General features: G+C 60.2%; 19 protein-coding genes. 14 read left to right on the forward strand and 5 right to left on the reverse strand.

All coding sequences use genetic code 11. From position 1 onward, the window contains the following. The first annotated feature begins 2 nt into the window (after nucleotides 1-2). The 7 genes from ispG to ACW9IB_RS05505 all read left to right on the forward strand — a co-directional run bounded on the left by ispG (nucleotide 3) and on the right by ACW9IB_RS05505 (nucleotide 7,925). Nucleotides 3-1,112: a flavodoxin-dependent (E)-4-hydroxy-3-methylbut-2-enyl-diphosphate synthase gene (gene ispG, locus ACW9IB_RS05475; RefSeq protein WP_123715341.1), complete on the forward strand. Its 1,110-nt coding sequence runs from the start codon at nucleotides 3-5 to the stop codon at nucleotides 1,110-1,112. A 21-nt stretch (nucleotides 1,113-1,133) separates the two neighbouring features. Next, nucleotides 1,134-2,423 carry a histidine--tRNA ligase gene (gene hisS, locus ACW9IB_RS05480; protein WP_457365806.1) on the forward strand — a complete coding sequence of 430 codons (1,290 nt, stop codon included), beginning with the start codon at nucleotides 1,134-1,136 and terminating at the stop codon, nucleotides 2,421-2,423. 41 nt (nucleotides 2,424-2,464) lie between these two features. Further along, nucleotides 2,465-3,106 (forward strand): YfgM family protein, encoded by a 642-nt coding sequence (locus ACW9IB_RS05485; protein WP_457412657.1) that lies wholly within the window; start codon nucleotides 2,465-2,467, stop codon nucleotides 3,104-3,106. Further along, nucleotides 3,099-4,250, forward strand: a complete 1,152-nt coding sequence (gene bamB, locus ACW9IB_RS05490) for an outer membrane protein assembly factor BamB (RefSeq protein ID WP_457365804.1) — start codon at nucleotides 3,099-3,101, stop codon at nucleotides 4,248-4,250. The genes ACW9IB_RS05485 and bamB overlap by 8 nt, the downstream gene beginning before the upstream one ends. 139 nt (nucleotides 4,251-4,389) lie before the next feature. Continuing rightward, entirely contained in the window at nucleotides 4,390-5,862 is a 1,473-nt protein-coding gene (gene der, locus ACW9IB_RS05495; protein ID WP_457365803.1) for a ribosome biogenesis GTPase Der, read from the forward strand. Between the two features lie 135 nt (nucleotides 5,863-5,997). After that, nucleotides 5,998-7,146, forward strand: coding sequence for a pyridoxal phosphate-dependent aminotransferase (locus tag ACW9IB_RS05500; RefSeq protein ID WP_457412659.1), 1,149 nt, complete (start codon nucleotides 5,998-6,000; stop codon nucleotides 7,144-7,146). Continuing rightward, on the forward strand, nucleotides 7,134-7,925 hold the full coding sequence (locus ACW9IB_RS05505; protein WP_457412660.1) for an amidohydrolase: 792 nt from the start codon (nucleotides 7,134-7,136) through the stop codon (nucleotides 7,923-7,925). The genes ACW9IB_RS05500 and ACW9IB_RS05505 overlap by 13 nt, the downstream gene beginning before the upstream one ends. A gap of 156 nt (nucleotides 7,926-8,081) precedes the next feature. On the opposite strand, the gene leuA is transcribed toward ACW9IB_RS05505, so the two are convergent. Continuing rightward, on the reverse strand, nucleotides 8,082-9,761 hold the full coding sequence (leuA, locus tag ACW9IB_RS05510) for a 2-isopropylmalate synthase (protein ID WP_457368940.1): 1,680 nt from the start codon (nucleotides 9,759-9,761) through the stop codon (nucleotides 8,082-8,084). Between the two features lie 163 nt (nucleotides 9,762-9,924). Between leuA and ACW9IB_RS05515 the strand changes: the two genes are divergently transcribed. Next, nucleotides 9,925-10,077, forward strand: a complete 153-nt coding sequence (locus tag ACW9IB_RS05515; RefSeq protein WP_457412662.1) for a hypothetical protein — start codon at nucleotides 9,925-9,927, stop codon at nucleotides 10,075-10,077. A 108-nt stretch (nucleotides 10,078-10,185) separates the two neighbouring features. On the opposite strand, the gene ACW9IB_RS05520 is transcribed toward ACW9IB_RS05515, so the two are convergent. From ACW9IB_RS05520 to ACW9IB_RS05530, 3 genes are read right to left on the reverse strand one after another with little or no spacing between them, the layout of a single operon-like run. Then, nucleotides 10,186-11,007: a peptidoglycan DD-metalloendopeptidase family protein gene (locus tag ACW9IB_RS05520; RefSeq protein ID WP_457412663.1), complete on the reverse strand. Its 822-nt coding sequence runs from the start codon at nucleotides 11,005-11,007 to the stop codon at nucleotides 10,186-10,188. Between the two features lie 3 nt (nucleotides 11,008-11,010). Further along, nucleotides 11,011-12,390: an exodeoxyribonuclease VII large subunit gene (gene xseA / locus ACW9IB_RS05525; RefSeq protein ID WP_457412664.1), complete on the reverse strand. Its 1,380-nt coding sequence runs from the start codon at nucleotides 12,388-12,390 to the stop codon at nucleotides 11,011-11,013. Between the two features lie 10 nt (nucleotides 12,391-12,400). Next, entirely contained in the window at nucleotides 12,401-13,291 is an 891-nt protein-coding gene (locus ACW9IB_RS05530; RefSeq protein ID WP_457412666.1) for a LysR family transcriptional regulator, read from the reverse strand. A 99-nt stretch (nucleotides 13,292-13,390) separates the two neighbouring features. Here ACW9IB_RS05530 and ACW9IB_RS05535 point away from each other — a divergent pair, with 99 nt between their 5' ends. From ACW9IB_RS05535 to ACW9IB_RS05560, 6 genes are all read left to right on the forward strand, one after another. Beyond that, nucleotides 13,391-14,158, forward strand: a complete 768-nt coding sequence (locus ACW9IB_RS05535) for a sulfite exporter TauE/SafE family protein (RefSeq protein ID WP_457368945.1) — start codon at nucleotides 13,391-13,393, stop codon at nucleotides 14,156-14,158. A 161-nt stretch (nucleotides 14,159-14,319) separates the two neighbouring features. Then, nucleotides 14,320-14,868: a sugar ABC transporter ATPase gene (locus tag ACW9IB_RS05540; protein ID WP_457412668.1), complete on the forward strand. Its 549-nt coding sequence runs from the start codon at nucleotides 14,320-14,322 to the stop codon at nucleotides 14,866-14,868. Between the two features lie 185 nt (nucleotides 14,869-15,053). After that, complete coding sequence (guaB, locus tag ACW9IB_RS05545) at nucleotides 15,054-16,523, forward strand: IMP dehydrogenase (RefSeq protein ID WP_457368947.1); 1,470 nt, start codon at nucleotides 15,054-15,056, stop codon at nucleotides 16,521-16,523. An 80-nt stretch (nucleotides 16,524-16,603) separates the two neighbouring features. Next, nucleotides 16,604-18,181 (forward strand): glutamine-hydrolyzing GMP synthase, encoded by a 1,578-nt coding sequence (gene guaA, locus ACW9IB_RS05550; RefSeq protein WP_457368948.1) that lies wholly within the window; start codon nucleotides 16,604-16,606, stop codon nucleotides 18,179-18,181. A gap of 186 nt (nucleotides 18,182-18,367) precedes the next feature. Further along, nucleotides 18,368-18,622: a helix-turn-helix domain-containing protein gene (locus tag ACW9IB_RS05555; protein ID WP_457412670.1), complete on the forward strand. Its 255-nt coding sequence runs from the start codon at nucleotides 18,368-18,370 to the stop codon at nucleotides 18,620-18,622. After that, nucleotides 18,606-19,841, forward strand: coding sequence for a type II toxin-antitoxin system HipA family toxin (locus ACW9IB_RS05560; RefSeq protein ID WP_457412671.1), 1,236 nt, complete (start codon nucleotides 18,606-18,608; stop codon nucleotides 19,839-19,841). Before ACW9IB_RS05555 ends, ACW9IB_RS05560 begins: the two co-directional genes overlap by 17 nt. Nucleotides 19,842-19,894: 53 nt before the next feature. On the opposite strand, the gene treR is transcribed toward ACW9IB_RS05560, so the two are convergent. Next, complete coding sequence (treR, locus tag ACW9IB_RS05565) at nucleotides 19,895-20,599, reverse strand: trehalose operon repressor (RefSeq protein ID WP_457368950.1); 705 nt, start codon at nucleotides 20,597-20,599, stop codon at nucleotides 19,895-19,897. Between the last annotated feature and the right edge of the window lie 229 nt (nucleotides 20,600-20,828).

Raw genomic sequence — 20,828 nt, forward strand, 5'->3', positions numbered from 1 at the left:
TCATGCACGGCGAATCTCCAATCAAACGTCGCGTATCGCGCAAGATCTGGGTCGGCTCGGTGCCGGTGGGTGGCGATGCCCCCATCGCGGTACAGAGCATGACCAACAGCGACACCAATGATGTGGCTGCCACCGTTGCCCAGATCAACCGCCTGGAAGCGGCCGGTGTGGACATCGTGCGTGTATCCGTGCCGGACATGGACGCGGCCGAGGCCTTTGGTCGTATCAAGCAACTGGTCAAGGTGCCGCTGGTGGCCGACATCCACTTCGATTACCGGATCGCCTTGCGCGTCGCGGAGCTGGGCGTTGACTGCCTGCGCATCAACCCGGGCAACATCGGTCGCGAAGACCGGGTGCGTGCCGTGGTGGATGCGGCACGTGATCGGGGTATTCCAATCCGCATCGGCGTCAACGCCGGCTCCCTGGAAAAAGACCTGCAAAAGAAGTACGGCGAGCCCACCCCGGCAGCGCTGGTCGAGTCGGCGTTGCGCCATGTTGAACACCTTGAACGGCTGAATTTCCAGGATTTCAAGGTCAGCGTAAAGGCTTCCGACGTGTTCATGGCCGTCGAAGCCTATCGCCTGTTGGCCAAGGAAATCGTGCAACCGCTGCACCTGGGGATCACCGAAGCAGGTGGTTTGCGCTCAGGTACGGTGAAATCTGCGGTGGGTCTCGGTATGCTGCTCGCCGAAGGAATTGGCGATACTATCCGCATCTCCCTGGCGGCAGACCCGGTAGAGGAGGTGAAAGTCGGCTACGACATTCTCAAATCCCTGCATTTGCGTTCCCGTGGCATCAACTTCATTGCCTGCCCGAGCTGCTCGCGGCAGAACTTCGACGTGGTGAAAACCATGAACGAACTGGAAGGGCGCCTCGAGGACCTGCTGGTGCCGCTGGATGTTGCGGTGATCGGTTGCGTGGTCAACGGACCAGGTGAGGCCAAAGAGGCCCATATAGGCCTGACCGGTGGTACACCGAACCTGATTTACATCGACGGCAAGCCGTCGCAGAAACTGACGAATGACAATCTGGTGGATGAGCTCGAAAGGTTGATCCGCGAGAAGGCCGCCGAAAAGGTCGCCGCCGACGCAGCGCTGATCGCGCGCGGCTAAGAACGAATTTAAGGATTTGATGTGAGCAAGTCTCTGCAAGCCATTCGTGGCATGAACGACATCCTGCCGGAACAGACGCCGCTGTGGCGCTATTTCGAAGGTACTGTCGCGCGCCTGCTGGATAACTACGGTTACAAGCAGATTCGCATGCCGATCGTCGAGTTCACCGAGCTGTTCAAACGCTCCATCGGTGAAGTGACCGACATCGTCGAAAAAGAGATGTACACCTTTGAAGATCGCAACGGCGACTCCCTGACCCTGCGTCCGGAAGGTACCGCCGCATGCGTGCGCGCGGTGCTCGAACATGGCCTCACCGGGGGCGGTCAGCCGCAGAAGCTTTGGTACATCGGCCCGATGTTCCGCCACGAACGCCCGCAGAAAGGCCGTTATCGCCAGTTTCACCAGATCGGCCTGGAAGTGTTCAACCTCGATGGCCCGGACATCGACGCCGAATTGATCGTGCTCACCTGGCGCCTGTGGGGCCTGCTGGGCATCCGCGATGCGGTCAAGCTTGAACTGAACAGCCTGGGCACCAGCGAATCCCGAGGCCGCTACCGCGTGGCCCTGGTCGACTACCTGAGCGCCCATCTGGACAAGCTGGACGAAGACAGCCAGCGCCGCCTGAAAACCAACCCGTTGCGTGTCCTTGATACCAAGAATGCCGACACCCAGGCGATCCTGGTCGATGCGCCGAAAATGGCCGATTACCTGGACGACGAATCCCGTGCACACTTCGAGGGCCTCAAGGCGCGTCTCGACGCGGCAGGCATTCCGTACGTAATCAATCCAAAACTGGTGCGTGGCCTCGATTACTACAGCAAGACCGTGTTCGAGTGGGTCACCGACAAGCTCGGCGCCCAGGGCACCGTGTGTGCTGGTGGCCGCTACGACGGCCTGGTCGAGCAGATGGGCGGCAAGCCGACCACAGGCGTAGGTTTTGCCATGGGCATCGAGCGGCTGATCCTGCTGCTGGAAACCCTGGAGCAGGTTCCCGAAGAGATCTCCCGTCAGGTGGACGTGTACCTCTGCGCTTTTGGTGAGGCCGCCGAACTGGCAGCCCTGGCCTTGAGCGAGAAAGTACGTGACCAATTGCCTAATCTGCGTCTGCAGATCAATGCCGGAGCCGGCAGTTTCAAGAGCCAGTTCAAGAAAGCCGACAAGAGCGGTGCGCTGTACGCATTGATCCTCGGCGATGACGAGTTGGCCCAGCAAGTGATAGGTTTCAAACCCCTGCGTGGCCAGGGTGAGCAACAGAACATTGCCTTTGATGCGCTCGCTGCGCACTTGGCCACCTGCGTCGTGCAGGGTTGAAGCTGTCGAACAGCCGAATTTAGCGATTAAGGAGTATTGGGGTGTCGAGTACTGATGATGAGCAGCTGGCCGAACTGAAGGACTGGTGGCAGCGTAACGGCAAGCCCCTGGTGACCGGCGGTCTGCTGGCGTTAGTGGTGGTGTTCGGCTGGCAGGCCTGGCACAAGTATCAGGCCAACCAGTCCCAGGGCGCCTCGATCCTCTATCAGCAATTGCTGGAAACTACGCTGACTCCGGACGGCAAGCCTGACACTGCGCACGTCGCAGACCTGGCCGGCAAGCTGAAGAGCGAATTTGGTGGCAGCACCTACGCCCAATACGGCAGCCTGTTCGTCGCGAAAGTCGCGGTCGACTCCGGCAAGCTGGATGACGCCGCGGCTGAACTGAAGGCGGTTGCCGACAAGCCGGTCAACCCGACTCTGGGTGAAATCGCACGTCAACGCCTGGCTCAGGTACTGGCGGCACAGAACAAGGCTGACGAAGCACTCAAACTGCTCGACGGCGATGCGGACAAGGCATTTGTAGCCACTCGCGAAGAGCTCAAGGGCGACCTGTTGGTCCAATTGGGTCGTACCGACGAAGCCAATGCTGCGTACAAGAAAGCCAAGGCGGCGCTGTCGGATGAAGCGGCGGTCGGTGGCTTACAAATCAAGCTGGACGACTTGGCCAAAGGGGATGCGTGACGTGATCCGTTGGAAACATGCAGCATTGCTGGCTCTGGCCGTTCTGGCCGCGGGTTGCAGCAGCAACAGTAAAAAAGAACTGCCTCCGGCCGAGCTGACCAGCTTCAAGGAAGAAGTGATCCTGCAAAAGCAGTGGAGCCGCTCCATCGGTGACGGTCAGGGCGAAACCTACAACATGCTGGTACCGGCGATCGACGGTGACAACATTGTGGCCGCTGACGTCACCGGCGTGGTGATCTCCATGGATCGCATGAACGGCGATGTGAAATGGAAGAAGGACCTTGAGCTGCCGGTGTCGGGCGCCGTTGGCGTGGGTTATGGCCTGGTGATGCTCGGCACGCTGAAAGGCGAAGTCGTGGCGCTGGATTCCAGCACCGGTGAAGAGAAATGGCGCGCGCGCGTGACCAGTGAAGTACTCGCTCCGCCTGCCACCAACGGTGACGTGGTGGTGGTGCAGACCCAGGATGATCGCGTGATCGGCCTGGATGCCAGCACCGGCCAGCAACGCTGGTTGTACGACAGCACCCCTGCGGTACTGACCTTGCGCGGTACCAGTGGTCCGGTTGTGACCAACAATCTGGCCGTCGCGGGTCTGTCGACCGGTAAAGTGGTCGCCCTCGATACCCAGAACGGCGTGCCGGCCTGGGAAACCCGTGTGGCCATTCCGCAAGGTCGCTCCGAACTGGACCGCGTGGTGGACATCGACGGTGGTTTGCTGCTGTCGGGTGAAACCCTCTACGTTGCCACCTACCAAGGCCGTGTTGCGGCACTGGACCTGCAGAGTGGCCGCATCAACTGGCAACGTGATGCCTCCAGCTACGCCGGTGTCGCCCAAGGGTTCGGCAGCGTCTATGTCAGCCTGGCATCCGGTACTGTTGAAAGTGTCGACGAGCGTTCCACCACTGCATTGTGGAGCAACGATTCCCTGGCTCGCCGTCAACTGTCGGCACCGGAAGTGTTTTCCAGCTATGTCGCGGTGGGCGACTTCGAAGGCTACCTGCACCTGCTGAGCCAGGTAGACGGTCGCTTCGTCGGTCGTGAACGCATCGACAGCGATGGCCTGCGTGCGCGTCCGCTGGTGGTGGGTAACATGCTTTATGTGTTTGGCAACAGCGGCAAGCTGGAAGCCCTGACCATCAAGTAAAGGTTTGACTATGCTTGGGGTAACTCCCAGGCGGCCCCGCTTCGGCGGGGCATGCGGCATGTGATTATGCTGCCCCGAGCACCAGCCGCTGCCTTGCAGCGGCTTTTGTATTTTCTGAAATAACGAAGTGGAGAGCCGCATGGTTCCCGTAATCGCCCTGGTGGGCCGACCCAACGTCGGCAAGTCCACCTTGTTCAACCGCCTGACCAGGACTCGCGACGCCATTGTCGGCGACTTGTCCGGTCTGACCCGTGATCGCCAATACGGTGAGGCAAAGTGGCAAGGGCGCTCCTACATCATTATCGACACCGGCGGTATTTCCGGTGATGAGCATGGCATGGACGAAAAGATGGCCGAGCAATCGCTGCTCGCCATTGAAGAAGCCGATGTCGTGTTGTTCCTGGTAGATGCCCGCGCGGGCTACACCGCTGCCGACCAGATGATTGGCGAGCACCTGCGCAAGCGCAACAAGCGCTCTTACGTCGTGGCCAACAAGATCGACAACATCGACGCTGAACTGGCCCGTGCCGAATTCAGCCCGATGGGCCTGGGCGACGCGATCCCGATTGCCGGTGCTCACGGTCGTGGCATCAACCAGATGCTGGAAATCGCCCTGCAGACCTTCCCCAAGGACGAAGAAGAGCCAGCCGAAGGCGAAGAGGAAGAGATCGTTGCCGAAGGCGAGGAAGCCAAGCGCATTCCTGGCCCGAGTGAAAAAGACGGTATCAAGATCGCCATCATCGGTCGTCCCAACGTCGGCAAGTCGACCCTGGTCAACCGCATGCTTGGTGAAGAGCGGGTGATCGTCTATGACCAGCCCGGCACCACCCGCGACAGCATTTACATCCCGTTCGAACGCAACGAGGAAAAGTACACGCTGATCGACACCGCCGGTGTGCGCAAGCGCGGCAAGATCCACGAAGAAGTCGAAAAATTCTCCGTGGTGAAAACCCTGCAGGCCATCAAAGACGCCAACGTGGTGATCTTCGTGATGGATGCTCGCGAAGGCGTGGTGGACCACGACCTCAACCTGCTGGGCTTTGCCCTGGAGGCTGGTCGGGCGCTGGTGATCGCGATCAACAAATGGGACGGCATGACCCCGAGCGAGCGCGACTACGTGAAGGTCGAACTGCAACGCCGGTTGTTCTTCGTCGAGTTCGCCGATATCCACTTCATCTCGGCGCTGCACGGTACCGGTGTGGGCAACCTCTATGCGTCGGTGCAGAACTCGTTCAAGTCGGCGGTCACCCGCTGGCCGACCAGCCGCCTGACCCAGATCCTCGAAGATGCGGTGAGCGAGCATGCGCCGCCCATGGTCAACAGCCGCCGAATCAAACTGCGGTATGCCCACCTGGGCGGCGCCAACCCGCCGATTATCGTGATCCACGGTAACCAGGTGGAGAAGGTGCCCAAGTCCTACGTACGCTACCTGGAAAACACCTACCGCCGTGTCCTCAAGCTGGTCGGTACGCCGATCCGCATCGAGTTCAAGGGCAGTGACAACCCGTACGAAGGCAACAAGAACACACTGACTGACCGTCAGGTGAACAAGAAGCGTCGTTTGATGAGTCACCACAAAAAGGCCGACAAGAAGCGCCGGGACAAGAGATAACGGCAGCTTCGAGTTGTAAGCGACATGCTGTAAGAGAGGGCTCCTTTGGAGCCCTTTTTTGTGCGCGCCAGTTTGCTCCTTGACCTGCTTGCAACTTGCAGCTTAAAACTTGCAGCTCACCCGAAGGGGGCTCCCATGATCACCAGCAAGCTGCCGAATGTCGGCACCACGATTTTCACCACCATGTCGCAACTCGCTGCCGAAACCGGCGCGCTCAACCTGTCCCAAGGCTTTCCCGATTTCAATGGCCCTAAGGCGTTGCTTGATGCCGTGGGCAAGCATATCGCCCTGGGGCATAACCAATACGCGCCCATGACCGGTTTGCCGATATTGCGCCAGCAGGTGGCCGCCAAGATTGCCCGCAGCTATGACGCCACGGTCAATCAAGACACTGAAGTGACCATCACGCCGGGCGCCACCGAAGCGATCTTCTGCGCGATCCAGGCGGTGATTCGCCAGGGCGACGAAGTGATCGTGTTCGACCCCAGCTACGACAGCTACGAGCCTTCGGCCGAGCTGGCCGGTGGTCGTTGCGTGCATGTGCCATTGAGCCTGCAAGGCTTCGCCCTCGACTTCGAAAAAATCAGGGCGGCGCTGTCGCCACGCACACGCATGATCATCCTGAACTCGCCGCATAACCCTACCGGCGCGCTGATCAGCCGTGCGGAGCTGGACCAGCTGGCCGAACTGATCCGTGACCGCGACATCTACCTGGTCAGCGATGAGGTCTACGAACACTTGGTGTTTGACGGCGTGCCGCATGTCAGCGTGCTCGCCCACGAGGAGCTGTATCAACGTGCTTTCGTGGTCAGCTCGTTTGGCAAGACCTACCACGTTACTGGCTGGAAAACCGGCTATGTCGTCGCACCGCCGGCGCTCACTGCCGAGCTGCGCAAGGTGCATCAATACGTCAATTTTTGCGGCGTGACGCCGTTGCAATACGCGTTGGCGGACTTCATGGCCGAACACCCCGAGCACGTGGATGAACTGCCGGCCTTTTATCAGGCCAAGCGCGACCTGTTCTGCGACCTTTTGGCGCCGTCGCGTTTCAGCTTCACACGGGTCGCCGGTACCTATTTCCAACTGGTGGATTACTCGCAGATTCGCCCGGACCTGGATGACGTCGCCATGTCGCTGTGGATGACCCGTGAACACGGCGTTGCCACTATTCCGGTCTCGGTGTTCTACCAGAGCCCGCCCCAAGGCCAGCGTCTGGTACGCCTGTGTTTTGCCAAACGCGAGGAGACGCTGCAGCAGGCAGCGGAAAAACTATGCGTGATCTGAGTGCGTTGCCCAACCTGAACATTGCCCTGGTCCAGACCACCCTGGCCTGGCACGACCGCCAGACCAACCTCGAGCATTTCGAGCTGCTGCTGGAGCAGGCCCGTGGCGCCGACCTGATCGTGTTGCCGGAAATGTTCACCACCGGTTTTTCCATGGAGTCGGCGACCCTCGCCGAACAGGAGTTCGGTCCGACCCATCACTGGCTCCAGGCCCAAGCCCGACAGTACGATGCGGTAATCACCGGCAGCGTGATCATCCAGGCCGCCGACGGCAGCCATCGTAACCGCTTGCTGTGGGCACGGCCGGACGGGGAAGTGCTGCATTACGACAAGCGCCACCTGTTCCGCATGGCGGGTGAGCACAATCACTACACCCCGGGCGAGCGTCAGGTGCAGTTCGAACTGAAAGGTTGGCGTGTTCGCCCGCTGATCTGCTACGACTTGCGCTTTCCGGTGTGGAGTCGCGATGCCCAGGACACCGACCTGCTGTTGTATACCGCCAACTGGCCGGGGGCTCGGCGCCAGCACTGGAACCGGCTGTTGCCGGCACGGGCCATCGAGAACCTGTGCTATGTGGCAGCGGTGAACCGGATCGGCACGGACGGCAAAGGCTTTGCCTACACGGGTGACAGCCAGGTGCTGGATTTTCAGGGCGAGACGGTGTTGAGTGCGGGGGAGGCGGACGGGGTGTTTCAGGTGAGCCTGGATGCGGCCGAGTTGGCGGCGTATCGCACCCGGTTTCCGGCGAACCTGGATGCCGACAGCTTTCAGTTTGTCTGACACACCGCTTTCGCGAGCAAGCCCGCTCCCACAGTTGAATACATTCCCCTGTGGGAGCGGGCTTGCTCGCGAAGAGGTGATCAGCATCACCCAGGATCCAAAGCAAAAAAGGCCCCTGGACTCACACCCAGGGGCCTTTCGCATTTCAGCAGCCAGTTACGCCGCTTTGGCTTCCTGCTGGCTCAACGAACGGTTCAGCGCACTGAACAGCGCCTTGAAGCTGGCAGTGGTGATGTTTTCATCGATACCCACACCGTGCACCGGACGCTCGCCGTTCACACGCAGTTCGATGTACGCCGCGGCCTTGGCGTTGGTGCCCGCACCAATGGCGTGCTCGTTGTAGTCCATGATTTCGACCGCCACCGGCAGGCCCGCCACCAGGGCTTCCAGCGCGCCGTTGCCTTTGCCTTTCCAGTGCAGGTTGGTTTCACCCTGGCCTTTGCTGGCGACTTCGACTTCAACGTGGCTGTTGCCGTTTTCTTCCTGCAGGCGATGGCTGACCAGCGCGTACGGGGTGTTGGCTTGCAGATACTCACGCTGCAACAGGCTGTAGATCTGCGCGGCAGTCATTTCCAGGCCCACGCGGTCGGTTTCGGCCTGTACCACTTGGCTGAACTCGATTTGCATGCGGCGCGGCAAGCTGATGCCGTATTCCTGTTCCAGCAGGTAAGTGATGCCGCCCTTGCCCGACTGGCTGTTGACGCGAATCACGGCTTCGTAGCTGCGACCGATATCGGCCGGGTCGATCGGCAGATACGGCACTTCCCACAAGGCGTCGTCTTTCTGCTGAGTGAAGCCTTTGCGGATCGCGTCCTGGTGCGAGCCGGAGAACGCGGTGTGGACCAGATCGCCCACGTACGGGTGACGTGGGTGCACGGGGATCTGATTGCACTCTTCGACCACCTTGCGGATACCGTCTATATCGGAGAAATCCAGCTCGGGGTCTACGCCTTGGGTGTACATGTTCAGGGCTACGGTGACCAGGTCGACGTTACCAGTACGCTCGCCGTTGCCGAACAGGCAGCCTTCGACACGGTCGGCGCCGGCCATCAGGCCCAGCTCGGTGGCGGCCACGCCGGTGCCACGGTCGTTGTGGGTGTGCAGGCTGATGATCACGCTGTCACGACGGTTGATATGGCGACCGAACCACTCGATCTGGTCGGCATAGATGTTCGGCGTGGCGCATTCGACGGTGGCCGGCAGGTTGAGAATGACTTTGTGCTCAGGCGTCGGATTCCACACCTCGATCACCGCGTCACACACTTCCTTGGCGAACTCCAGTTCGGTAGCACTGAAGGTTTCCGGCGAATACTGGAAGGTCCATTGGGTGTCCGGTTGCTGGGCTGCATACTTGACGAACAACTTGGCCGCGTTGACCGCGATGGCCTTGATCCCGTCCTTGTCCTGGTTGAACACGATGCGGCGGAAGGACGGCGAGGTGGCGTTGTACAGGTGCACGATGGCTTTTTTCGCGCCGCGCAGGGATTCGAACGTCCGCGCGATCAGGTCTTCACGCGCCTGGGTCAACACCTGGATGGTGGTGTCATCCGGAATGTGGCCCTCTTCGATCAAGGTGCGCACGAAGTCGAAGTCGGTTTGCGAGGCGGAAGGGAACGACGCTTCGATTTCCTTCACGCCCACGGCGACCAGGGTTTTCCAGAAACGCAGCTTTTTCACCGCGTCCATTGGCTCGATCAGCGACTGGTTGCCATCACGCAGGTCGGAACTGCACCAGATCGGCGCGGTGGTGATGGTTTTCGACGGCCAGGTGCGGTCCGGGATATCGATGGTCGGGAACGCGCGGTACTTCGAAGACGGGTCTTTGAGCATGCTCATCGGGAAAATCCTTGTTGTAGGGCCGAGAAGAGGCGGCCTGCCAGAAAGTGTTTATTGTGGATAAAGCCGGGGGCGAGGCAGATCGATTCAGCCTGGCAGTCGTGCGCTGACAAGGCACAGGCTGCGGTGCTGGCGACGCTGAATGAGGGTGTGAGAGGTTTTCATGAACTCAACCCTAACCGCCGAGGTGAAAGATGGCAAGCAGTCGAGAAAAATTGAGAGAAGTTCTGCTATTGGCGTGAGTGGCGAGATTTTATTGCTTTATTTATGGGTTCTGCGTGCTTTGTTTGCGCAGCATTTGCCGGCGGCGCAATAGAGGTGACTGGCGTGCGCCATCGCAGCAAGCCAGCTCCCACAGTTGAAGAGTGTTCCCATGTGGGAGCCGGGCTTGCCCGCGATGAGGCCAGTAGCCTCACCCTTCATATCAAGGCTGGAACGCGCCGATAAAGATCGCCGGGTCGACACGCGCATCGTTCAGGCTGATGTTCCAGTGCATGTGCGGCCCGGTAGCACGGCCGGTGGAACCGACCTTGCCCACGACCGTACCGCGCGCCAGTTGATCGCCCACCTTCACGTCGATCTTCGACATGTGGCAAAACATGCTGATAAAGCCCTGGCCGTGGTCGACGAACACGGTGTTGCCGTTGAAGAAGTAGTTACCGGTCAAGATCACTTTGCCCGCTGCCGGCGTTTTGATCGGCGTGCCCGCCGGTACGGCGAAATCCAGACCCGAGTGGGGGTTGCGCTCTTCACCGTTGAAGAAGCGGCGCACGCCAAATCGGCTCGACAGCGGCCCGTTCACCGGTTTGTCCAGCACCAGGTTGCTCGGCAGGTTCGGGCTGAAACTGCGGTAAGCCTTGAGCTGCACAGCCAGTTCGCCCTCGATGCGCTTGAGCTGGGCCGGGTCCGGGTTGACCTGGCTTTTGTTTTTCAAGGTGATGCGCTGTTCCGGGTATTTCTTGTAACCGACGATAAACGGCAGGTTGCGCCCACCGCTGCTGATGCGCTCGTTGCCCGGTTTGACCGTCAGCGGGATGCCGACGATCGCCAGCCAGTTGCCCTGTTCTTTCACCACCAGCACCGGTTTGCCCAGATAGGTGGCTTTTGGCGCGGTGGCCGCAGTGCCCAGGTCAACCACTGCGACGCCGCCCGGTACGGGCTTGTTCAGCGTGCGGGTGATGTAGCTGTCGGCGTGGGCGTTGAAGGCGAGGCACAACAACATCAGCAAGCTCAGGAAACGTGGCATCGATCAATCCAGTAACGAAAGGGTGGCGGGTGTCAGGTGGTTGTCTTCCACCCGCACTTGCAACTGGCCTTCACCGAGGCGTGCGGTCAGGCGCTGGCCGGTGTGGGTTTGCGCGGCATCGCGAATGGCTTGGTCGCGTTCGTCCAGCAAAATGCTGTAACCACGACCCAGGGTGGCCAGCGGGCTGACCACATGCAGCGTCTGCACCTGGCTTTGCAGCTGCAGACGGCGGGCCTTGAGGCCTTCACGCATGGCGCGGGGCAGGCGTTCGGCGAGGCTGTCCAGGCGTTGGCGCAGCAGGGCCAGTTGACGGCCCGGGTGCTGGCCGGCGAGGCGCGTTTCCAGGCGGATCAGGCGCTCGCGACGGGTGTTGAGGCTGCGTTCGAAGGCCCGGCGCAGGCGCATGTCCAAGTCGTCCAGGCGCTGGGCCTGCTGGCGCAGACGTTCGCCGGGGTGCCGCAGACGTCGCGCCATGCCTTCCAGGCGCAGGCGGTCGTGGGTCAGGCGGTTGCGCATCAGCATCACCAGGCGGCGGTGCAGGTTCTCGACCTGACGCACCAAATGGCTGGCGTCCGGCGCCAGCAATTCAGCCGCAGCGGAGGGGGTCGGGGCGCGGACGTCGGCGACGAAATCGCTGATGGACACATCGGTTTCGTGACCGACGGCACTGACGATTGGCGTGACGCAGGCGTCCACCGCACGGGCCACGGCTTCTTCGTTGAAGCACCAGAGGTCTTCCAGCGAGCCGCCGCCACGGGCCAGGATCAGCGCATCGAAGCCGCGTGCATCCGCCAGTTTCAGTGCGCGCACAATCTGCGGGATGGCTTCGCGGCCTTGCACGGCGGTAGGGATGAGGGTCAGTTCGACGTTCGGCGCACGGCGGCGGAACACGCTGATGATGTCGCGGATCACCGCGCCTGTCGGCGAGCTGACAATGCCGATGCGCCGAGGATGCACCGGCAACGGCACCTTGCGCTCGGCACTGAACAGGCCCTCGGCGCTGAGCTTTTCCTTCAACGCATCGAACGCCAGGCGCAGCGCGCCATCACCGGCGGGCTCCACGGTGTCGAGGATCAACTGGTAGTCGCCACGGCCCTCGAACAACGAAACCTTGCCGCGTACCTTCACCGCCAGGCCGTCTTTCAATGCCTGGCGCACGCGTGCGGCATTGTTGCGAAACAGCGCGCAACGCACTTGGGCGCCGCTGTCCTTGAGGGTGAAATACACGTGGCCGGAGGCCGGGCGGGCGAGGTTGGAGATTTCGCCTTCGACCCAGATATTGATGAACACGTCTTCCAGCAACACCCGTGCGCGGTTGTTGAGCTGGCTGACAGTCAGGACTTCGCGGTCCAGGCCCAGGCGGGCAAACGGGTCTTTAATCATGGTCGGCAGTTTATAGGCAATCGTGCAGGGTTTGACAGAACTGCTCCACCAGCGCACTGGGCTTTTGCGCACAGGCCAGGGCCACGGTGCTCAAGCAGTCCGGGTCGGCCAGGGATAAAAAGCGCACATTGGCTGGCGCGATGTCCTGCATGGATTTTGGTAACAAGGCAATACCGAAGCCGGCCTGGATCAACTGCAACTGGGTGGTTTTGCGCGACATCACCCGCGCGGCCTTGGGGAAGAATCCCGCACGCATGCACAATTCGGCTGACAGATAACTCAGTCCTCCGCGCTGGGGATGGGGGATCGAGATAAACGCTTCGTCCTTCAACTGCTCAAGTTCGACCGGTGTGCGGCTGTGGGCCAAGGCGTGATTCGGCGGCACGGCCAGCAACAATTGCTCGCTATACAAAGGCAGCACGCGTACGCCTTCACGCTGACGTAATACCGGTAGACGCAGCAGCCCCACCTCCAGGCGACCGTCGGCGATTTCTTCCAATTGCGCTTCGGAAGACAGTTTGACGATCTCCATCGATACCCCCGGGCAGCGTTCCAGCCAGGTGCCAATGCCTTGCAGCAGCGGGCCACTCATCGGCACCGTGCTCGAATGACTCAGACGCAGGGTTCCGAGTTGGCCATTGCCCACTTGCATGGCCATTTCGCTGGCCTTGAGCAATTCGTTGAGCAGGTTGCGCGCCCGTGGGTAAAACGCCTCTCCGGCGGCGGTCAGCCGGGGCTGGCGCGCCGTGCGCTCGAACAGCGTTGTTTGCAGGTGCTTCTCGAGCTCCTTGATTTGCCGGCTCAGGGCCGATTGCGCAACAAACAGGCGCTCGGCAGCGGCACTGAAGCTGCCGCTGTCGGCGATTTCGACAAAGTAGCGCAGTTGGCGGGTGGAAATCACACGTCATGCCTTTTCGAGATGGGTGGAGGGCTTTGAAGATATTAGTCGCAACCCTCGCCGATGGCTAAAGTGATGGACATCTCTTGCAAGGAATTTCCCATGGGCCCGGTTGAGCTGATGAATCAGTGGTCGTTTGGTGGTGTGGATTGGCTGGTGATCGGCCTGGGCATCGTCGTGGCCTATATCGTGTTCGGGATCGCCGGTTTTGGCACCGCATTGGTGGCGGGACCTCTCTTAATCCTTTTCATGCCCTTGTCGAAGATCATCCCGTTGCTGGTGCTGCTGGATTTTGTCGCTGCGTTCGGCAACTTGCTGCAATCGCGGCGGGATGTGAACAAGCCGGAACTGCTGCGATTGCTGCCGTGCATGGCGATTGGTTGCACCCTCGGCGTGGTGTTTTTGCTCAACCTGCATTCCGACCTGTTGCTGCTGTTGATGGGCCTGTTCATCAGCGCCTACGCGATCTACAGCCTGGCGGTGAAGGCGCGCCCCACGCAGTTGGCGGCGGGCTGGTCGGTGCCCATGGGCACGGTCGGTGGGTTGTTTGGCGCGCTGTTCGGCAGCGGTGGCTTTTTATACGCGATCTACCTCAACAGCCGGCTGCCCAAGGACGCGGCCCGCGCCACCCAGAGTGCGTTGATCAGTTGCAGCACCGTTGTGCGCCTGAGTCTTTTCCTGATTGCCGGGGTGTATGCGGATGTGCCGCTGTTGATGTTGGCGCTGTGCCTGCTGCCGGCGATGGCCTTGGGCCTGTGGTGTGGGCGCAGGCTGACGATGCGCATGTCCCGTGAGGCGTTTGTAAGGTTGGTGACGTGGTTGGTGCTGGCGAGTGGGGTTGCGTTGATTGGGCGTTACTTGAGCACTTGACCTCATTTTTTCAGGGATTAAGCTGCCAGCCTTCAGGGCCTCTTCGCGGGCAAGCCCGCTCCCACATTCGACCGTATTTCTCCTGTAGGAATGCGGCCACCTGTGGGAGCGGGCTTGCCCGCGATGGCGTCAGACGACACACCGCAGGACTTTCAGGCCTCATGAACTCCCAAAGCATCCTTGTCCCGAAAATCTCCACCTTGCCCGTCCATGAACCCCGCGCCCGGGCGATCGTGCGTTGGTTGGTGCGCAAGAACATCATCAAGGAAGAACTCACCACCTGCGGTCGCACCGGCAACCGCATGGGCCATGCCTTGGCCGATGGTGCCCGCGCCGTGGTGCTGCACCCCGAGGCGCTGCCGTTCAGCGAACCGGTCAACGGCCTGGAAATCATCTACAAGCGTTGCATCTACACCCCGGCGAAGGGATTTCTGGAAGAAGCCGGCTGCCCGGAGTGCCGCAAGGAGATCGGCGAAGCACTGTTCGAAAGCCTGGAAGACTGGATGCCCGGCCATACCGACAACTTCACCTGCCCGCTGTGTGGGCATGAAGATGACATCAACGGTTTTCTGTTCCTGCAGGAGTGCGGCTTTTCCAACCTGGGCTTTATCTTCAACAACTGGGCCGAGGCGGGGTTCAAGCAGAGCTTTATCGACGAGTTCGCCGATTGGCTCGACCAGAAGATGAGTTGGGTCAAAGTCGAGCTCTAATCCACTGATCGTTCCCAGGCTTCGCCTGGGAACGCGGCTCTGGACGCTCCGCGTCCCGTTGTCGGTCGGCGGCCAAATTTCTCCATCTATCAGTATTACCAAGTTTGTCAGAGTTTTACATTGAGCCCGACAGGGTGCGTGTATATAATGGCGCGCTTCCATTTTCCCGCTCGGGAGCCCCCGCGATGCTGCGTATCAGCCAAGAAGCTCTGACATTCGACGACATTCTCCTAGTGCCCGGTTATTCCGAGGTGCTTCCTAACGAAGTCAGTCTCAAGACCCGCCTTACCCGTGGCATCGAGCTGAATATTCCCCTGGTTTCCGCTGCCATGGACACCGTCACCGAAGCCCGTCTGGCCATCGCCATGGCTCAGGAAGGCGGCATCGGCATCATCCACAAGAACATGACCATCGAGCAGCAAGCTGCCGAAGTGCGCAAGGTCAAGAAGTTCGAAGCGGGTGTGGTCAAGGACCCGATCACCATCGAAGCCGATGCCACGGTGCGTGATCTGCTCGAATTGACCCGTATGCACAACATTTCCGGCGTACCGGTGCTGCACGATGGCGACCTGGTCGGCATCGTCACCTCCCGTGACGTGCGTTTCGAAACCCGTATGGACGTGCCGGTTCGCGAAGTGATGACGCCCAAAGAGCGTTTGGTCACCGTACGCGAAGGCGCCGACAAGAACGAAGTGCGCGAACTGCTGCACAAGCACCGTCTGGAAAAAGTGCTGATCGTTGACGACAAGTTCACCCTCAAGGGCATGATGACCGTCAAGGACATCGAGAAGTCCAAGGCCTATCCGCTGGCCAGCAAGGACGACCAGGGTCGTCTGCGCGTAGGCGCTGCGGTCGGCACCGGCAAGGACACCGGCGAGCGCGTCTCGGCCCTGGTGGCCGCCGGTGTTGACGTGGTGGTGGTCGACACCGCCCATGGTCACTCCAAAGGTGTGATCGACCGCGTTCGCTGGGTCAAAGAGAATTTCCCGGACGTGCAAGTGATCGGCGGCAACATCGCCACCGGCGCAGCTGCCAAGGCACTCGTCGAAGCCGGCGCCGATGCGGTCAAGGTCGGTATCGGCCCGGGCTCCATCTGCACCACCCGTATCGTCGCCGGTGTGGGCGTGCCGCAAATCAGCGCTATCGCCAACGTTGCCGAGGCCCTTGAAGGCAGCGGCGTTCCGTTGATCGCCGACGGCGGCATCCGTTTCTCCGGTGACCTGTCCAAGGCCATCGTGGCCGGTGCCTCCTGCGTGATGATGGGCTCGATGTTTGCCGGTACCGAAGAAGCACCGGGCGAAATCGAACTGTTCCAGGGCCGTTCGTACAAGGCGTATCGCGGCATGGGTTCGCTGGGCGCCATGTCCCAGGCCCAGGGTTCTTCCGATCGCTACTTCCAGGACTCTTCGGCAGGCGCCGAGAAACTGGTTCCGGAAGGCATCGAAGGCCGTGTGCCGTACAAAGGCACCCTGAGCGCGATCATCCATCAACTGATGGGTGGCCTGCGTTCCTCGATGGGCTACACCGGCAGCGCCAACATCGAAGAAATGCGCACCCAGCCAGAGTTCGTACGGATCACCGGCGCCGGCATGGCTGAATCCCATGTCCACGACGTGCAGATCACCAAGGAAGCGCCAAACTACCGCGTAGGTTGAGGCTTCCAGCAAAACGTTAAGTAACCGGGGCTGTTCTTCAGCCCCGAGTTGTTTCTGATTCATTAGACGAGACTGACTTCATGGCCCTCGACATTCACGCCCACCGCATCCTGATCCTCGACTTCGGTTCCCAGTACACCCAGCTGATCGCCCGCCGCGTGCGTGAAATCGGCGTGTACTGTGAACTGCATCCGTTCGACATGGACGACGAAGCGATCCGCGAATTCGCGCCAAAAGGCGTCATTCTCGCCGGTGGCCCCGAGTCCGTGCACGTGGCCAACAGCCCGCGCTGTCCACAGGCGGTGTTCGACCTGGGTGTGCCGGTATTCGGCATCTGCTACGGCATGCAGACCATGGCCGAGCAACTGGGCGGCAAGGTCGAAGGTTCCGAGCTGCGTGAATTCGGTTATGCCCGTGTCGACGTCGTCGGCAAGAGCCTGCTGCTGGACGGCATCGAAGACCACGTCGACGCCGATGGCCTGTTCGGCCTCGACGTGTGGATGAGCCACGGTGACAAGGTCACCAGGATGCCGGAAGACTTCCACATCCTGGCCAGCACCCCGAGCTGCCCGATCGCCGGCATGTTCAGCGACGAGCGCCGTTACTACGGCGTGCAGTTCCACCCGGAAGTGACCCACACCAAGCAGGGCGGTCGCATCCTGTCGCGCTTCATCCTCGATATCTGCGGCTGCGAAGCGCTGTGGACCCCGTCGAAAATTGCTGAAGACGCCATCGCCCAGGTCCGCGCCCAGGTCGGTACCGACAATGTGCTGCTGGGCCTCTCCGGCGGTGTTGACTCGTCTGTGGTAGCAGCCCTGCTGCACAAGGCCATCGGCGACCAACTGACTTGCGTCTTCGTCGACAACGGCCTGCTGCGCCTGCACGAAGGTGAGCAAGTGATGGCCATGTTCGCCGAGAACATGGGCGTCAAGGTGATCCGCGCCAACGCCGAAGACCAGTTCCTGAGCAACCTGGCCGGGGAAGCCGACCCGGAGAAGAAGCGCAAGATCATCGGTCGCACCTTCATCGACGTGTTCGATGCCGAATCCTGCAAGCTGGACAACATCAAGTACCTGGCCCAGGGCACCATCTACCCTGACGTGATCGAGTCGGCTGGCGCCAAGAGCGGCAAGGCCCACGTGATCAAGTCCCACCACAACGTGGGCGGCCTGCCTGAGGAAATGAACCTCAAGCTGGTCGAACCGCTGCGCGAACTGTTCAAGGACGAAGTCCGCCGTCTGGGCCTGGAACTGGGCCTGCCGTACGACATGGTCTACCGCCACCCATTCCCGGGTCCGGGCCTGGGCGTGCGCATCCTGGGTGAAGTGAAGAAGGAATACGCCGACCTGCTGCGTCGCGCCGACCACATCTTCATCGAAGAACTGCGCAAGGCTGATTGGTACCACAAGGTCAGCCAGGCATTCGTGGTGTTCCAGCCGGTCAAATCCGTTGGCGTCGTGGGCGATGGCCGCCGCTACGCATGGGTCGTGGCCCTGCGTGCCGTGGAAACCATCGACTTCATGACCGCCCGCTGGGCGCACCTGCCGTACGAACTGCTGGAAACCGTCAGCGGCCGCATCATCAACGAAATCGAAGGCATCTCGCGCGTCACATATGACGTGTCGAGCAAGCCGCCGGCGACGATTGAGTGGGAGTGATCCTGCGGTAGCAAGTACACGCTGAATAGCAAAACCCCGGCCTGGTGCCGGGGTTTTGTGTTTTGGGGGATCATTGAGGCCCGTCAAAAATGATCTGCGGAATAAAAGGCTGTTCAAACTGATTTGCATCATATACGGTTCATTTTGAATTTTTTTTGATAAGTGCACTGTATGGGATGCATTTTTATGCGCGATTTGGGCATCTTGATCAAAAGCCTTCGCAAGGCTGCCGGCCTCTCACAGAGTCAGCTCGCGCAGCGGCACGGCATGAGCCGCGCAACGATCTCCGGGATTGAGAACAATACTATTCCGGAAATCGGGATCCGCAAGGTTGCGGCCATCCTTGAAGGGTTGGGGTATGAGTTGACCGCGATTCCCAAACGCCGACGCAAGACCCTCGATGAATTGAAATCAGGAAACGTCCATGACGAGTCGAACTGATCGGTTATACATCGGTGCAGGTGGTGTGCCGGTTGGAACGCTCGGGCGACGGGAAGAAAACACACGCGATTCGGTTTTCTCGTACAACGAAAGGGTCGCCGACGAGAGTGCCGTTTCCTTAACGATGCCGGTACGCCTGGAGAGCTACAACTGGGAGTACGGAGTCCACCCATTGTTCGAGATGCACATCCCTGAAGGGCATCTCAAGGATGCTCTGGTGCGGCGTTTCAGCAAGTCTGTGAGGGGCTTTGACGACTTCGCTTTACTGAGCATCGTCGGCCCGCACCAACTTGGCCGCATCAGTATTGTCCACCAAGCGGGTGGCGAGTCGTTGCCTGAGGTCAAGCTCTCCGAGCTGCTGCTCTATGAGGGGGCAAAAGACCTGTTCGAGGAACTTCTGAAAACCTATGCGGCTTATTCAGGAGTCTCAGGTGTTCAGCCCAAGGTATTGGTGCGTGATGTTGACCCTGTACTCCCCGATGTTGAGCGCCTGACGCACCGTGGTGCCACGCATTTGGTAAAGGCGTTCAACGACTCGGAGTTTCCACAACTGGCAGCCAATGAGTTCTTTTGCATGCGAGCCGCGCTGCATTGCGGTCTCGACGTGCCTGAGTTCCAGCTCAGCCGACAAGGAACGCTCTTGGTGGTGAAGCGATTCGATATCGATAAAGGTGCCTACCTCGGCTTTGAGGACATGTGCGTTTTGTCGGGTTGGGGAACCGCGAAGAAATACGATGGCAGCTACCAGGGCTGTGCAAAGCTCATTCGCTCATTTGTCACACCCAGCCGTCTGGCCAGGACGCTGGAAGATTTCTTCTTGATGGTGGCACTCTCTGCCGGTCTCCAGAATGGTGACGGGCATCTGAAAAACTTCGGTCTGCTTTATGAAAACTGTGCCGAGGATGCCGATGTCTGGCTTGCCCCGGCTTACGACCTGGTGACCACCACGGTGTACAACAGCAATGACATCATGGGATTGTTGCTCGGTGGTTCGAAGGCCTGGCCAAAGCGCAAGATGCTGGTCCAGTTCGGGCGTAGCGCATGCGGTTTGTCAGAGGCCCGCTGCAACGAATTGCTGGTCAGAGTGCGCGATGGAATGAGTCGCGCGCTGTCAGAGCTCTCCGAGTACCGAAACACTCACCCCGCGTTCGACGCCGTGGGTGAAAAAATGGTCGGTGCGTGGGCGGCAGGGCTGGCGAGAAGCATTGTCCCGTCATGATTCGGCCGACTGTTCTGTCGGGCCATGACTGAGTTGTCCCGTACTCTCTGTGCCTACCGCCGCGCAATATCCGAAAAGTAAAACTTGTCCAGCGTATGCCGCGACTCGGTGTACTCGAACTGCCTTCCATCCTGCAAAAACGTCTGGTTGCTCACCACGATCACATGGCTCTGGCCCTCGAGGTCGAGGTGGGCCTGGTCGTCTTTGCTGCGGGGCAGGGCTTCGATGGTGCGTTGCGCGTAGCTGATCTGCAGTTGCAGCGTCTGTTCGATGAACGCATAGATCGACTGCGAGGCGATCTCTCGGTCCAGGCCCGGGATCAGCTCGGCGACGAAGTAGTTGATGTCGAGGATCACCCGTTTGCCGCCAATGTGCCGAATGCGCTTGATACGGGTGAGCAGGGTGCCCGGCTCGGCTTCGATGTGTTGCAGCAGCGAGCCCTCCAGCGGGATCTGGCCGAATTCGACGACTTCGGTGCGTATGTCATCGCCCAGATCGGCGTGGGTTTCGTGGAAGCTGACGATGCCGCCGAGCTGGAATTCGATCGGGTTGGGCGACAACACGAACGTGCCCTTGCCATGGATCTTTTGCGCAAACCCGCGCTCCTGCAATTGCTCGATGGCCCGACGTACGGTGCCACGGCTGGCCTGATAGGTGTCCATCAGTTCGGTTTCGGAGGGTAGCCGCGTACCGCGTTGCAGGCGTTCAGTGGTAATGCTCGCAAGCAGATCAGTGTAGATCTGGTTGTATTTACTCATGGGATGACTCTGTGCCCGTCTTGATGAAGGTGAACGGCGCGTTCAAGGCAGGAACCATAGTGGCACTGTTGGGGTTTGTCCATTAGACCCTTTGACGGCTGTGGCTTGCAGAGAGGCTGGCGGCTTGTGGCGGATAAACAATTTGTAACTCGTACAGACGAGTTGTTGCTTTAACTCGTACAGACGAGTACTTTTGGCCTCGGCGTGCTGCCAATGACTGCCCCCAATA

Source organism: Pseudomonas sp. SDO524_S393, assembly GCF_054071875.1.